This window comes from Cognatishimia activa (assembly GCF_017798205.1).
Taxonomy (GTDB): domain Bacteria; phylum Pseudomonadota; class Alphaproteobacteria; order Rhodobacterales; family Rhodobacteraceae; genus Cognatishimia; species Cognatishimia activa_A.
In genome coordinates this window covers 1,365,146-1,378,489 of sequence record NZ_CP060010.1, presented here as the reverse complement: position 1 = coordinate 1,378,489, position 13,344 = coordinate 1,365,146, and the positions used below count along the sequence as shown (strand labels likewise).

The window sequence follows — 13,344 nt, the reverse complement described above, 5'->3', positions numbered from 1 at the left end:
GCTAGGGCATTGTGGTGAACCGAAGATTGCCGAACCATTCGACAAAATCGGTGAGGAAATAGTCAAACATCGATGGGGCCGCGGCCGCAAAGATCAGGAACCCTACGATGATCAGCAACGGCGCACCCACAAAGAAGACCGGCAGCTGAGGCATCATACGGTTGGCCAGACCCATCCCAAGGTTCAGGATCACCCCCATTACAAAGAAGGGTGCCGCAATTGCAGTGCCGATGTAAAGCGAATGCCCGCCCACTCGGACCATTTGTTCGGCCATATCGCCCAGCATCAAGGGACCGGGTGGGAAAATATCATAGCTGTCGATCAAGGCGCGTAGGATGATGTGGTGGATGTCTAAAAGGAACATCAACGCCACGGCTCCGATCAATAGAAAAGTCGCCATGAGGGTCGCGCCTTCGAAAGATCCAATATTGCCACCGAAAGCGTTGGCAAGTCCGGTTACCTGACCGATCTGCCCGCCCGCAAATTGCATCGCTGACAGCAAAACCCGCCCCGTCAAACCGATCCACAAGCCAACCGTGATTTCGCTTGCAAGCATGATTGCCATGGGCCCTGCCTCTTGCGGTGCGCGGTCCGGCGTTGGGATAATCGGGTAAAGGGCGAGGCTTAGGACCAGCGCAAAGGCAAGGCGAGAGGTCGTTGGGATCTGGGTTTCTCCGAACGCTGGCATGAACAGCATGGCCGAGCCAAGCCGCGCGAAAACCAGAAGGTAGCCAAAGACGATCCCGCTGACAAAACTGTCGAGATCCATCGCTTATCCGATCGTGGCGACCGTCTTAAGCGACGCTTTGCGGTGGACTTCATTGTGCGAGATCACCTGAGTCATCGGACTGACCCGTTCAAGGATCGAGCGCACATAGGGGCGGCTGTCCGGCGCCACCAAGAGCGCGGGCCATTGATCCGAGGAGGCGAATTGCTGGATGTCTTTTCTGACTGCGAGAACAAACTCCTGCACACGCTGCGGCGACATGATGAAATTCACCTCATCACCCGTTTTAGAGATAGCGTTGTGCAGCTCGGTTTCCCAACTCTGCCCCAAAGTCATCACAGGAACAAAGCCGGTTTCGTCCTGCAGGTTCTGGCAGATCTGTTTGGACAGCTGCGTGCGCACATGTTCAACAACCTGCTGCACCTTCTTCGTGGTCACAGAGGCCTCGGCAATCGCCTCGATAATGCGCGGCAGATTGCGGATCGAAATGCGCTCGGACAGGAGCGTTTGCAGAACATGCTGCAACAGAACCACTGGGGATGGATTGGAGATATCCGTCAGCAGCTTTTGATACTCTTTGGTCTGGTTCTCCATCAGCTCTTGGGTGGCTGAATAGGTCAACAGATCCGGCATATGTTCTTTGATGATCTCAGTGATATGCGTGGTGATGACGCTTTCCGGATCAACGACGGTGTAACCACGCGCCTCTGCTTCCGACGCACGGCTTTGGTCGACCCAAACTGCGTTCAGACCAAAGGTCGGCTCTTTGGTACGTTCACCCGGGATATCGATCTCTTCGCCATTGGGTTCAATCAGCATCATGGCACCAGGGCGGATTTCGCCGGTGGCTGTTTCGACACCCTGAATAGAGATCGAATAGGTCATGTGTGGCAGGGTGGAATTGTCCTTGATCCGTACGGGGGGGATGACAAAGCCATAGTCCGCAATGAAGAGATTACGCAGGCTTTTGACTTTGCCGGGCAGCGCCGCTTCCGGAGAGTTGATGAGCGGCACCAATGCCGTTCCAAGTTCCAAACGCAGCTCGTCTAGTTTCAAGAGATCCTGGATAGTGTCTTCGGTTTTGGCGGGCTCTTCGGCAGCAAGACGTTCTTCTTCGGCGCGGCGGCGTTCCTGTTCTTCCAGTTGGCCCTGCATGAAGTACCCGAGGAATCCCATACCGACTGCCAAGATTGCGAAAACCACAAAGGGGAAGCCGGGCAAGAAACCCACAACAAAACAGAGGGCCGCGGCCATATAAAGCGCACGTGGGAAGTTCGAGAGCTGGCCCAGCACCGCTTCGTTTGCCGCGCCCGTCGTGCCACCTTTGGTGACAAGAAGACCAGCGGACAGAGATACCACCAAGGCCGGGATCTGAGTAACCAAACCGTCGCCGATTGTCAGGACGGTATAGTTGGACGCTGCCTGCATCGCCGTCAGATCATGGCTGATGATCCCGATCAGAATGCCGCCGACCACGTTGATCAGCGTGATGATCAGACCCGCGATGGCATCGCCTCGGACAAATTTGGACGCACCGTCCATCGCCCCGAAGAAGCTGCTTTCATCCTCAAGCGTCTTGCGGCGCACGCGGGCTTCGTCTTCGGTGATCATGCCTGCGCCAAGGTCGGCGTCGATGGCCATTTGCTTGCCGGGCATCGCATCCAAGCTAAAGCGCGCGGCGACTTCGGCGATCCGGGTCGAACCTTTAGTGATAACGATGAAGTTGATGATCACGAGGATCGCAAAGATCACGATTCCGATGACGAAATCGCCACCCACCATGAAGCGCGAGAAGCCCTCGATGACTTGACCCGCCGCGCCCGAGCCCGTGTGACCCTCAGACAGGATCAGCCGCGTCGACGATACGTTCAGCGCGAGCCTGAGCATAGTCACAACCAGCAGGAGCGTCGGGAAGGAGTTGAACTCCAACGGCGTTGGAATCCAAAGGGCCACCATAAGGATCAGCACTGACAAAGACAGCGACGCGGCCAGCCCAAAATCCAGCATCGCCGGCGGCAAAGGCACAAAAAGCATGCCCAGGATCATCACCACGCCAAGCGCAAAGACGATATCGCGGTTGGCCAGCATACCTTTCAGCTGGTCACCAAGATTTACCGGAGGATTTGCGTCATTTGCGGCCATAGTCGGACTTCGTCATGGAGAATTGCGAAAAGCCGGAAGCACCGGCTGCAGGGGTTGCGTTGTATAGATCGAATAACTCGCACCGCTCTCGGCATCAGCAGCCCAGAACACCGGCGGTGGTGGCGCTTTGGGCAGCGTGACTTCGGCGACCTGGATCGGGCGTCCGACAGAATTTGCCAAGGCCGTAAGACGCGGCATCTGGCTGTCGACCACGTTCTTGTTGCGCTTGAGGCTGGTCAGATAACGTTTTTGATGCTTGTCGGTGGCAGAATGATATCGACCGGCGGCTTTGGTCCAATCACCCGTCTCTCTGTACAGGTTGCGCAGGAACCGAGCGGCATAATCCACGTTGCGCTCTGGATCAAAGGCCATGCTGAGGGTTGGAAAGTTCTCACCGTGCCAATGCAGATTGACCTGCATGCATCCGACATCGATGCTTTTTACCCCATTCGCCAACTTCTGCGACACCCACTCCTCTGCTTCGATACGATTGGTGAAAAACACACCCTCGCCGGCCGCATTTGCGGTCCAGGGCCAGACAGCGAGTCCTTCTGGTCCATTACGGCCAGCTTCCTGGATACCTATCGCCAAAAGGAGGTTATCAGGAATCCCATGTCGCTCTTGCGCGGCCAAAATAGCGGAGATGCAACGTGCGCCGGTCGTGACGGATGACTTTACACGTTCGGGCGCTGGCTTCGGTTTTGGCGCCGATGATGTGTAAAAACCCGTAAACAGATCCGCCTGAGCGGTCTGCGCACAGAAAAAGGCGCTTGCCACGAAAAGTTTCAGGACATTTGAAAACCGAGGCGCCATCAGAACCCCCCCGACACGATCAGGTCGAACACAGTGTCGGACAGGCGGGTCAGCGTGCCATACATAAACGGCATTGTGAAAACCAGAATCCCAAAGATCGCGATGATCTTGGGCACAAATGTCAGCGTCATTTCCTGAATTTGCGTGAGCGCCTGAATGAACGAGATGATCAACCCGACCCCAAGCGCAATCGCCAGAACCGGCGCGCAGGCGATCAGGATGGTCTCTAGGGTCATCCTAATAACGTCAAATGCACCTGTGCTGTCCAATCGGGCGGTCCTTTCCGAACAAAATCAAACGGAGATCAGATCGGCATCCGCATGATTTCCTGATAAGCTTCGACAATGCGGTCCCGCACGGCAACAGAAACGCGAACGGTGGATTCCATGTCCATTGTGGCCTCAACAACCTGTTGAATACTGGCGTCACCTGTCAGACCCGCGGTCGAGACCTCGTCACCCCTGCGCACGGTTTCTGCTGATTGAGCCGCTGCCGCGCGCAGCATATCGCCAAAGCTCTCGGCCTTTTCCGGCTGAGCTTCGGTCGCGGCTTTCAGGTCCTTGGATTGACCATAGGCGCTTTGGATCAGGGTGTTTGGGCGGATCGATGTGAAATCAGCCATCTTCTATCACTCCAACAGATCGATCAGCTGTGAACGCATCGACCGTGCCTGTTCCAGCATCGTGAGGTTGGCTTCATAAGACCGCGAGGCCTCGCGCATATTGGCCATCTCAATCAGCGGATTCACATTGGGCAGTTTGACATAGCCATTGGCATCCGCCGCCGGGTGCTGGGGCTCGTAGCGCACGGTGAAGGCTGACATGTCGCGTTCGACTTCAGTGGTCTCAACCAAAGAGCTTCCGGATTCAACGTCAACGAGCTCGTTGAAAGCGATGGTTTTGCGCCGATAGGGATCGCCGCCTGCCTCGTTTGCTGTGGAATTGGCATTCGCGACGTTTTCAGAAACAACGCGCATCCGCTCGCCCTGGGCACGAAGACCGGTGCTTGCGATACGGGAAATGGTGGTTAACGGATCCATCTATTAGCCCCCTGCCACAGCGCGCAACATCGAGTGCGCTTTCTTGTAGAGATTAGCTGCGATCTTGTACTGACTTGCCGTGCTGGAAGCTGCAAGGATCTGCTCTTCGAGGACAACAGAGTTCCCCGTCAAATCTTCGCCCCATGTCACGTCGCTTTCCGCTGAAGTCGCATCAGGTGCAATTTCAGCACCTTCTGCGCGCGATAAGTAACTCTCAAAGCTTTGCGCTTCTTTCGCGCGATATCCGGATGTCTCGGCGTTTGCGATGTTTTCAGAGATCGTTTTTTGGCTGTCTGAGAGCCATTTCAGACGCTTAGACGCAAGATCAAAAAGATTAGTAGCCTCTGTATTCATAGGTAGACTCCGAGAGAGTTATCAATGATTATAGCAAGTATAGCATGGATTAACAGAGGGTTTATTCTTGTGGCCAAGGTTTTTTCCGACCTCAAGACGCGTGTATCCTCTTTGGAGGCCACAAGAATTGTTGGCCATGTCCAGTCAATTGTAGGCATGACCATGACCGCAGCCGGCCTGAAAAGAGCTGCCGGCATCGGTCAGCGCTGTGTCGTGAAAGGCACCCGAGGGCCGGTTATGGCCGAGATTGTTGGCGCCTCTTCTGACGGATTGAAACTGCTTCCATTCGGGAGCTGGGATGGTGTCGCAGTTGGCGATGACGTTGAGATCGTTCAGCACGATCCCGGCATCAGCCCTGACGACAGTTGGATCGGAACCGTCGTGGACGGCCTTGGCAAACCGCTCTCCGCAGCGCCTCGGTTCAAGACAGGTAGAGGACGAAGATCCAGTGGACGGGCCGAACCACCTCCCGCCTTTGCACGTCGTCGTGTAGGGCAAAAGCTCTCGACCAAAGTGAAGTGCATGGATGTGTTCACGCCGCTGTGTCAGGGACAGCGCATGGGTGTCTTTGCGGGATCCGGCGTTGGGAAATCCACTCTTATGGCGATGCTGGCGCGCAATACGAATGCAGATGTCATCGTTATTGGTCTGGTCGGAGAACGAGGGCGCGAGGTCCAGGAGTTTATCCAGGAAGACCTTGGCCCTGAGGGCATGGCGCGTTCGGTTGTTGTTGTAGCCACAGGCGATGAAGCCCCCCTGCTTCGGCGGCAAGCAGCCTGGACCGCGACGGCTGTGGCTGAGCACTTTAGGTCGACCGGCCGACAGGTTCTCTTGTTGCTGGACTCGGTAACCCGCTTTGCCATGGCGCAACGCGAAATTGGCCTGTCCTCTGGCGAGCCTCCGACGACTAAAGGCTATCCACCCACTGTGTTCTCGGAACTGCCGCATCTTTTGGAGCGCGCTGGCCCCGGTCGCGAGGGTGAAGGCGACATCACTGCGATTTATACGGTTTTGGTTGACGGCGATGACATGAATGAACCAATTGCCGACGCCATTCGCGGCATTTTGGACGGACATATGGTTCTGGATCGCGCCATTGCTGAACGGGGGCGCTATCCGGCCATCAACATTCAGAAGTCAATTTCCAGGATGCTGCCGGCCTGCCATTCGGACGAAGAATACGCCATCATGAACGAAGCGCGTCGCGCGCTTGCGCGCTATGCGGATATGGAAGACCTAATCCGTGTTGGGGCCTACAAGCCCGGCACCGACCCAGAGGTCGACGCTGCTATGCGCTTTGCCAAGGTAGCTGAAACCTTCCTGTCCCAGCGCAAGAGCGACACGATGATGTCTGACCAAAGCTTTGCGGAGCTGTACCGGATGCTTCTTGAAGCAGGAATTGATGTCCCCATCGACGTCGCGGCGGTCGATCAACCCAGTGCCGCATAAAAAAATCGGCCGGTGACTAGCCGGCCGAGTTCTGCAATGGCGTCAAACCGAATGTTCGGCCTTCCCCCCAGAAAACTGTGATTATTGCCTGAACAGCGACATGATGTTCTGTGGCGCTTGGTTGGCCATAGAGAGTGATTGTGTCGCCAGCTGTTGTTGAACCTGAAGCGCCTGCAAGCGGGCCGCCTCGGCTTCCATATTCGCATCAACCATCGCTGAAACACCTGAGTCCAGCGTATCGGTGAGCATATCAAGGAATGACATCTGACCTTCGATGGTCTTTTCAGTGACGCCCATCGAAGTCGCCGCGTCAATCGCATTGGAAAGCTGCGCCTCAGCGGTTGCCAGCGTCGCCTGAAGAGCTGCTTGGCTAGTTGCGCCTGCGGTAACAATATCGATTGCGTCTAACGCGGTCTGGATTGCACCCAGATCAATGGACTGGAAGGTGATTGTGGTTGCTGTGAAAGAGCCACCTGTGCGGGAAATACCCGAAACGACTGTCACAGGCGCTGCAGCGCCCGACACGAGGTCCTCTCCGTTGAACGTGGATTGGCTGATCGCGGTACCGATTTGAGTTACCAGCGAGTCCAGTTCCGCTTGAACATCAGCAAGGTTAACACCGCTGCCCTGCGCAAAGGCAACACGGTCGGTAAACTGCTTTGCGAGGTCTGCTACGGTTTCGGCACCAAGGCGCGCCGTGGAAATCGAGTTCTTGGTCGCGGTCAAGCCATCATGGATGGCCTCGAACATGCCGCTGTCGCCCTTCATCGTTTCCGAGATGGCGTAGTAGGCAGCGTTGTCCTTGCCCGACATGATCTGAAGACCACTTGAAACGCGGTTCTGCGTGTCGGTCAGATTCTTGTTGACCATGTTGAGCGTGGACAAAGCCACCATGGCTGAATGGTTTGTAAGAATAGACGACATTGCCTGCGCTCCTATCTTTCGGGCGAGGGTCCTTCTGGACCATTACTCTCTTTAATAAGGTCACTATAAAGAATAAAAGATTAAAGCAAGGTATATGTTCTTGCTGTTTTTGAGAAATTCCAAGAAATTCTTCTTTAAGTTGTTAAATGCAAAGATTGTATCCTTGTTTTCCTACTCAATTATAAGGATATCCTCTGACGCATCATGCGCTGCACTTTTGATGCATCATTTTTGTGCAGAGTGGCTCAAGACTTTTGACGTTCCAACCCCGGTTTCGTCGAGCGTTGTGCTCTACCAAATACTCGCCACTACACAACTTTTAGAACCTAGCAGCATTTCCAATCCTGCTAAGGTTGTACTTCCACCACTTAGAAATCGCTTCCCCGCAACAAGGCCTAACTTGCTAATATGAGCGCGAAACCGATTTGGAGCGTCTTTCTTTGCTGAACCAAGAACAATCAAAAACCAAAGCATTCAAGGGTGCAGACATCCTTTGGCAGGGCACTCTTCAGAAAGGAAAAGCCCTTCTAATAGAGGAAAGCAAAGTAAAATGCCTTGTCGATGACACTGCAATTCCCGCAGAAACCACGTCTATCGCGTTGAATGGCGGTTTTCTGGCACCGGGTTTTGTTGATCTTCAGGTTAATGGGGGCGGTGGCGTGTTGTTTAACAACCCGCCTTCGGTGGAAACTCTCTCCACGATGTCCCAAGCGCATGCTGTTTTGGGGACGACATCGTTCCTTCCGACGTTGATCACCGATAGTCCAGAGACAACATCGCAAGCGATCGCTGCCGTTGAGGAGGCAATCGCCGCGCGGATACCGGGCGTACTTGGTTTGCACCTCGAAGGTCCTCATATCGCGCCAAATCGCAGAGGTGCGCATCGCGAGTCTTTTGTACGGCCAATGAATGATCGAGACATGAAGGTTTTGCTAAGGGCCGCCAAAGCGCTCCCTGTCCTAAAGGTGACCCTCGCCCCTGAACATGCATCCGAACAACAGGTTCGCGACCTCACGGACGCAGGCGTTGTCGTGTCGATTGGTCATACGGATGCAGACTACGAAACCTGTCTGCGCTATGCCAGAGCTGGTGCCAACTGTGTGACCCATCTGTTTAACGCACAGAGCCCGATGACAGCACGTGCGCCAGGGACGGTTGGCGCAGCGTTGTCTTCGGGCGCTTTTTACGCCGGCCTCATTGCAGACGGTATTCATGTTGATCCTGCGGTGATTGGTTTGGCTCTGCGCGCCAATAAAGGCCCCGGAGAGATATTCCTTGTCACTGACGCTATGGCGACGATCGGGTCGGACCTGGAGTCTTTCACACTCAACGGACGCGAAATCCTAAGATCGGGGGATCGCCTCACCCTGTCCGATGGAACCTTAGCTGGCGCGCATTTGGCCTTGGCTGACGCCATCAAACTCTTGGTTTCCACGTGCGGTGAGCCTGTTGAAATCGCTCTGAAGCGGGCAACTCAGTATCCGGCGGATGTAATTGGGAAATCAGTATTGGGGCGTTTGTTCGAAAATGGGCCAGCTGATTTCGTACACTTGTCTTCAGACTTTGCGCTTCGCAGTGTTTGGCGCGGTGGCAAGAAAGTTCGTAAACAAAATCCGTCGGCATAAAGTAAACGGCCGCGCATTTGCGCGACCGCTTTTTTCATTCGGTATTCAAAGACCAAACGGCCTAAAAGGAACTTACCGGAACAGAGACAGAATGTTCTGTGGTGTCTGGTTCGCCATGGAAAGCGATTGAGTCGACAGCTGCTGCTGAACCTGAAGTGCCTGCAGACGCGCCGCCTCGGATTCCATATCCGCATCGACCATAGAGGAAACACCGGAATCAAGCGTATCCGTCAGTGAGCTCAGGAATGTCTGCTGACCTTCGACGGTTTTTTCGGAAACACCCAAGGACGTTGCCGCGTCGATCGCTGCTGACAGTTGACCTTCCGCGGTCACCAAAGTCGCTTGCAAAGCGGCTTGGCTTGTCGCACCTGCCGTCACAACGTCAACTGCATCCAATGCAGTTTGAATTGCACCCAAGTTTACAGAGCTAAAGCTGAGGGTCGTCGCGGAGAATGAACCACCGGTACGGGAAACACCCGATACCACAGTCACAGTTGCCGCAGCGCCAGAGACCAGATCTTCACCGTTAAAGGTCGATTGGCTGATCGCAAGGCCGATCTGAGAAACCAAGGAATCCAGTTCAGCCTGTACATCGGTAAGGTTCACGCCGGAACCTTGTGCGAAGGCGACACGTTCGGTGAACTGCTGAGCAAGGTCTGCAACAGTTTCTGCGCCCAGGCGTGCAGTTGCGATGGAGTTCTTGGTGGAAGTCAGGCCGTCGTTGATCGACTCAAACATGCCGCTGTCGCCCTTCATGGTTTCGGAAATCGCGAAGTAGGCTGCGTTGTCTTTACCAGAGCTGATCTGAAGACCCGTGGAAACACGGTTCTGGGTTTCGTTAAGCTTCATGTTCACGTTGTTAAGCGTGGCAAGAGCGACCATTGCAGAGGAATTGGTGAGAATGGATGACATTTAATGTTCTCCTCTAATTCTCGTTATGTCTCAGTCTTCTGACTGATATGGCACGCACGGATTTCTCACCGCACGCGTCTGACAAGAATATGGGAGGCATGGTTAAAGCCAAGTTTAGGATTTGCCGCCTTTTCAGCGAACCCATTGAGAAAATACAATTTTTGGGAGAATTGGTAACCGCGTGTTAAAACTGTTTAATGTGCGGCTAAAGAAAAAAGGAAGCCGAGGACCCCCGGCTTCCCTTCTATTGCTCTTAACGGAAGAGCGACAACACGGACTGAGGCGAAGAATTCGCCATTGCTAGTGCTTGAGTCGCCAACTGTTGTTGAGTTTGAAGGGCTTGCAAACGCGCTGCTTCCTCTTCCATCTCTGCATCAACCATCGAGGACACACCTTGATCCAGGGTGTCGGTCAGGGAACCCAGGAAGCTCTGTTGTGCTTCGATGGATTTCTCTGTGACACCCAAAGACGTCGCTGCGTCGATTGCGAGGCCCAGTTGTGCCTCTGCGGTCGTCAGCGTTGCCTGAAGTGCAGCCTGACTGGTGGCACCAGCAGTTACAACATCAATTGCGTCCAGAGCAGTCTGGATCGCGCCGAGGTTCACGGAGTCGAATGTCATGGTTGTCGCCGCGAAAGAACCACCTGTCCGGGATACGCCGGAAACGATGGTTTGTGTCGCAGCAGCGCCAGACACCAGATCATCACCGTTGAAGGTCGACTGGCTGATGGCAGTACCGATTTGAGACACAATGGAATCAAGTTCTGCCTGAACATCTGCCAGATTCACACCAGAGCCCTGTGCGAACGCGACGCGCTCGGTGAACTGCTGTGCGAGATCAGAAACGGTTTCCGCGCCAAGGCGCGCTGTCGCTACTGAGTTGCGGGTAGATGTCAGGCCCTCGTTGATCGCATCAAACATACCGCTATCACCCTTCATAGTTTCGGAGATAGCAAAGTAAGCGGCGTTGTCTTTACCCGAGCTGATTGCGAGACCGCTGGATACGCGGCCTTGGGTTTGGTTCAGGTTCTTATTGACCATAGTCAGGGTCTGTAGAGCCGTCATTGCAGAGTTATTCGTGAGAATGGACGTCATTTTACGCTCTCCTCAATTCTCGATTTTTTAGTCCGTCTTCTGACAGAGTATCAATCGCACATGCCAAACCTACGCCTGGCTGTACAACCATTCGTAGATTAACAGAATTTTGGTTAAAGCGGGGTTAAGGTTTACGTTTTTTTAAACCTTCACGGCCCGTAGAGGTAAGACGGTTCCCTGATTTTCTCTGCTACAGCTCCTTATCCAAAGCCCTCGATCGGCTGCTATCCGCGCCAATGCGACGACCGGATTTTCCATAAAGGCCGTTCAGGCTGTGCCTGTTCTGGGCCTTCTCGATTTCACGAACGATGGTGCCTGCGGCGACAGACATACGTGACAAAAGCGCGTTGTTTTCAGACACTGCCTCTTTGAGTTCCGCAAGCCTGTCGGGAAGGCGCCTGACCTTGACCGCATCGTCGTTCATAAAGGGTTCAATCAGCGGCATTTTCAGCTCTAGCCACTTCAGAATGCCGGCCTTCTGATTGTAGAGTTCACTCACGATATTGAGTTGCCCGTCGTTGATACCCGCAATCTCTTGTTTCAACACCGACACGGCTTCCGAAATCTTGCTGGCAAAAGCATCGATATTCTGGAGGTCCAATTCGGTAGGTGCGATGGCCATTGTTCCTTGCCCAGATGTGCGGTTTTGCTTGCGACCGGCCACCCGGAATTGGCGCTGAGAAATCATGAATTGCCTCCGTTTCCGGCGGTTTTGTATGCCGACATCATTTGTTCAACACTGGTCGCCAAACCCAAGCCGCCCTGGTCAACGAGGGACTCAGCCATTGCTTGCGACATGAAGGATCGCCACATGTGCATGTCGCGCCCGCCCGTCGCTGCATCGAGGTCAACGGTCTTGAGCATTTCGTCGACGAATTGGGACAAAAAAAGCGTCTCAAATTCTTTTGCCTTCGCAATTTCCTGTTCGGAAAGCCGATTTTGGGGCCCGATTTGATTCGGAATCTGCGCGTTTGCGAGCGGTGAATAGAGAATCGGAAGATCCGCCATCAGATGATCTCCAGATCCGCGTGCAGCGCGCCCGAGGACTTGATCGCTTGCAGAATGGAAATGGTCTGACGTGCTCCGACTCCGATCGCGTTCAACCCGTCCACGAGGTCCTGAAGACTGACATCGCCCTCAAGAATGGTGAATTTGCTGTCTTTCTCGGTCACATCCAGATCGGTATCCGGGATCACGATAGTCGTGCCACCGATGGAAATCGGATTCGGCTGGCTGACGCTCGGGTTTTCTTTGACGCGGATCGTCAGGCCACCTTGGCTGATCGCGACCTGACCGATGCGCACATTGGATCCGATCACGATTGTTCCGGACTTTTCATCAACCACAACGCGAGCGATTGAATCCGGCTGAACCGTCAGATTTTCAATCACGGACACGAATTCCGCGACATTGGTTTTGCTCGCGATGGCGACTTCGATGGTGCCAGGGTCCAGAACTTCGGCGAATTGAGCGCCCAATTCCGTGTTCACAACATCTCGCACGCGGGTGGCGGTAGTGAAATCAGGTGTCCGCAAAGCGACGCGCACAGATTTCATCTGATCCAGACTAAACCCGACTTCGCGTTCCACGATCGCGCCGTTGTCAATACGGGCGATGGTCGGCACACCTTCGGTCAAGGTCGCACCCGCCCCTTCGGCGCGAAAGCCCGAAACCGCGACGGCGCCTTGGGCGACCGCATAAACCTCGCCGTCAGCCCCAGCCAGAGGCGTAACCAACAGCGTACCTCCCCGCAGGCTGGTCGAATCTCCGAGGGAACTTACGGTGACATCAATGGGAGCACCGCGACGGGAAAACGGCGGAAGTTTCGCCGTCACCATCACCGCCGCGGTGTTTTTGGTCTGCAGCAGGTTGGCGTCAATATTGGCTACACCGAGACGCTCAAGCATCCCCCGCACGCTTTCACGTGTGAACGGAGAATTCGCCATCTTGTCGCCCGTGCCCAAAAGACCCACGACCAGCCCATAGCCGATCAAATGGTTCTCTCGCACGCCTTCAAAGCTCGCAATATCCTTGATGCGAACGTCGGCCTTCGCCACTGACACCCCAAACACTGACCCCGCCAAGATCAATGCGCATAGTAGTACACCTGCTCGGGGCCAGAAGAGTTTATGGTACTGCTCCATAGATATTTTTGCCTCTATGCCCAAGGACACTTTAACCATTTATCTTTGCCTCGTCCATACTATCTTTGCAATTGACTGTTTTAACTACGTTTTAATCTTTGTGATTTATTCTTTTTATAGTT

Annotated in this window: 15 protein-coding genes; 2 read left to right on the top strand and 13 right to left on the bottom strand. The window is 54.4% G+C overall.

Features of this window, described 5'->3' with window-relative positions; all coding sequences use genetic code 11:
• Position 1: 1 nt before the first annotated feature.
• From HZ995_RS06690 to HZ995_RS06660, 7 genes are all read right to left on the bottom strand, one after another.
• Positions 2–769, bottom strand: coding sequence for a flagellar biosynthetic protein FliR (locus HZ995_RS06690; RefSeq protein WP_209357881.1), 768 nt, complete (start codon positions 767–769; stop codon positions 2–4).
• A gap of 3 nt (positions 770–772) precedes the next feature.
• Positions 773–2,869 (bottom strand): flagellar biosynthesis protein FlhA, encoded by a 2,097-nt coding sequence (gene flhA, locus HZ995_RS06685; protein WP_209357880.1) that lies wholly within the window; start codon positions 2,867–2,869, stop codon positions 773–775.
• Positions 2,870–2,881: 12 nt separating this feature from the next.
• Positions 2,882–3,337 carry a transglycosylase SLT domain-containing protein gene (locus HZ995_RS16185; protein ID WP_348521224.1) on the bottom strand — a complete coding sequence of 152 codons (456 nt, stop codon included), beginning with the start codon at positions 3,335–3,337 and terminating at the stop codon, positions 2,882–2,884.
• Between the two features lie 344 nt (positions 3,338–3,681).
• Positions 3,682–3,918 carry a flagellar biosynthetic protein FliQ gene (locus tag HZ995_RS06675; protein ID WP_209357878.1) on the bottom strand — a complete coding sequence of 79 codons (237 nt, stop codon included), beginning with the start codon at positions 3,916–3,918 and terminating at the stop codon, positions 3,682–3,684.
• Positions 3,919–3,986: 68 nt separating this feature from the next.
• Positions 3,987–4,304, bottom strand: coding sequence for a flagellar hook-basal body complex protein FliE (locus HZ995_RS06670; RefSeq protein ID WP_209357876.1), 318 nt, complete (start codon positions 4,302–4,304; stop codon positions 3,987–3,989).
• A 6-nt stretch (positions 4,305–4,310) separates the two neighbouring features.
• Positions 4,311–4,721 carry a flagellar basal body rod protein FlgC gene (gene flgC, locus HZ995_RS06665; protein WP_209357875.1) on the bottom strand — a complete coding sequence of 137 codons (411 nt, stop codon included), beginning with the start codon at positions 4,719–4,721 and terminating at the stop codon, positions 4,311–4,313.
• A gap of 3 nt (positions 4,722–4,724) precedes the next feature.
• Positions 4,725–5,075: a flagellar basal body protein gene (locus tag HZ995_RS06660; RefSeq protein ID WP_209357873.1), complete on the bottom strand. Its 351-nt coding sequence runs from the start codon at positions 5,073–5,075 to the stop codon at positions 4,725–4,727.
• A 24-nt stretch (positions 5,076–5,099) separates the two neighbouring features.
• Between HZ995_RS06660 and HZ995_RS06655 the strand changes: the two genes are divergently transcribed.
• Positions 5,100–6,524 (top strand): FliI/YscN family ATPase, encoded by a 1,425-nt coding sequence (locus HZ995_RS06655; protein ID WP_209357872.1) that lies wholly within the window; start codon positions 5,100–5,102, stop codon positions 6,522–6,524.
• 81 nt (positions 6,525–6,605) lie between these two features.
• On the opposite strand, the gene HZ995_RS06650 is transcribed toward HZ995_RS06655, so the two are convergent.
• Positions 6,606–7,448 carry a flagellin gene (locus HZ995_RS06650; protein WP_209357870.1) on the bottom strand — a complete coding sequence of 281 codons (843 nt, stop codon included), beginning with the start codon at positions 7,446–7,448 and terminating at the stop codon, positions 6,606–6,608.
• 440 nt (positions 7,449–7,888) lie between these two features.
• Between HZ995_RS06650 and nagA the strand changes: the two genes are divergently transcribed.
• Entirely contained in the window at positions 7,889–9,073 is a 1,185-nt protein-coding gene (gene nagA / locus HZ995_RS06645) for an N-acetylglucosamine-6-phosphate deacetylase (RefSeq protein WP_245168774.1), read from the top strand.
• A gap of 72 nt (positions 9,074–9,145) precedes the next feature.
• On the opposite strand, the gene HZ995_RS06640 is transcribed toward nagA, so the two are convergent.
• From HZ995_RS06640 to HZ995_RS06620, 5 genes are all read right to left on the bottom strand, one after another.
• Positions 9,146–9,985, bottom strand: a complete 840-nt coding sequence (locus HZ995_RS06640) for a flagellin (RefSeq protein WP_209357869.1) — start codon at positions 9,983–9,985, stop codon at positions 9,146–9,148.
• A 253-nt stretch (positions 9,986–10,238) separates the two neighbouring features.
• Positions 10,239–11,078, bottom strand: coding sequence for a flagellin (locus tag HZ995_RS06635; protein WP_209357867.1), 840 nt, complete (start codon positions 11,076–11,078; stop codon positions 10,239–10,241).
• A 190-nt stretch (positions 11,079–11,268) separates the two neighbouring features.
• Complete coding sequence (locus HZ995_RS06630) at positions 11,269–11,766, bottom strand: hypothetical protein (RefSeq protein ID WP_209357866.1); 498 nt, start codon at positions 11,764–11,766, stop codon at positions 11,269–11,271.
• Positions 11,763–12,086, bottom strand: a complete 324-nt coding sequence (locus HZ995_RS06625) for a rod-binding protein (protein ID WP_209357865.1) — start codon at positions 12,084–12,086, stop codon at positions 11,763–11,765. The genes HZ995_RS06630 and HZ995_RS06625 overlap by 4 nt, the downstream gene beginning before the upstream one ends.
• On the bottom strand, positions 12,086–13,222 hold the full coding sequence (locus tag HZ995_RS06620; RefSeq protein ID WP_209357864.1) for a flagellar basal body P-ring protein FlgI: 1,137 nt from the start codon (positions 13,220–13,222) through the stop codon (positions 12,086–12,088). Before HZ995_RS06620 ends, HZ995_RS06625 begins: the two co-directional genes overlap by 1 nt.
• Between the last annotated feature and the right edge of the window lie 122 nt (positions 13,223–13,344).

What these genes read in the sequence shown, in the direction of transcription:
- HZ995_RS06650 (WP_209357870.1), bottom strand. Translation starts at nt 7,448, where the DNA reads ATGTCGTCTATTCTTACAAACCATTCAGCCATGGTGGCTTTGTCCACG.
- HZ995_RS06660 (WP_209357873.1), bottom strand. Translation starts at nt 5,075, where the DNA reads ATGAATACAGAGGCTACTAATCTTTTTGATCTTGCGTCTAAGCGTCTG.
- HZ995_RS06655 (WP_209357872.1), top strand. Translation starts at nt 5,100, where the DNA reads ATGATTATAGCAAGTATAGCATGGATTAACAGAGGGTTTATTCTTGTG.
- HZ995_RS06630 (WP_209357866.1), bottom strand. Translation starts at nt 11,766, where the DNA reads ATGATTTCTCAGCGCCAATTCCGGGTGGCCGGTCGCAAGCAAAACCGC.
- HZ995_RS06635 (WP_209357867.1), bottom strand. Translation starts at nt 11,078, where the DNA reads ATGACGTCCATTCTCACGAATAACTCTGCAATGACGGCTCTACAGACC.
- HZ995_RS06675 (WP_209357878.1), bottom strand. Translation starts at nt 3,918, where the DNA reads ATGACCCTAGAGACCATCCTGATCGCCTGCGCGCCGGTTCTGGCGATT.
- HZ995_RS06690 (WP_209357881.1), bottom strand. Translation starts at nt 769, where the DNA reads ATGGATCTCGACAGTTTTGTCAGCGGGATCGTCTTTGGCTACCTTCTG.
- HZ995_RS06640 (WP_209357869.1), bottom strand. Translation starts at nt 9,985, where the DNA reads ATGTCATCCATTCTCACCAATTCCTCTGCAATGGTCGCTCTTGCCACG.
- HZ995_RS06620 (WP_209357864.1), bottom strand. Translation starts at nt 13,222, where the DNA reads ATGGAGCAGTACCATAAACTCTTCTGGCCCCGAGCAGGTGTACTACTA.
- flgC (WP_209357875.1), bottom strand. Translation starts at nt 4,721, where the DNA reads ATGGATCCGTTAACCACCATTTCCCGTATCGCAAGCACCGGTCTTCGT.
- HZ995_RS06670 (WP_209357876.1), bottom strand. Translation starts at nt 4,304, where the DNA reads ATGGCTGATTTCACATCGATCCGCCCAAACACCCTGATCCAAAGCGCC.
- HZ995_RS06625 (WP_209357865.1), bottom strand. Translation starts at nt 12,086, where the DNA reads ATGGCGGATCTTCCGATTCTCTATTCACCGCTCGCAAACGCGCAGATT.
- flhA (WP_209357880.1), bottom strand. Translation starts at nt 2,869, where the DNA reads ATGGCCGCAAATGACGCAAATCCTCCGGTAAATCTTGGTGACCAGCTG.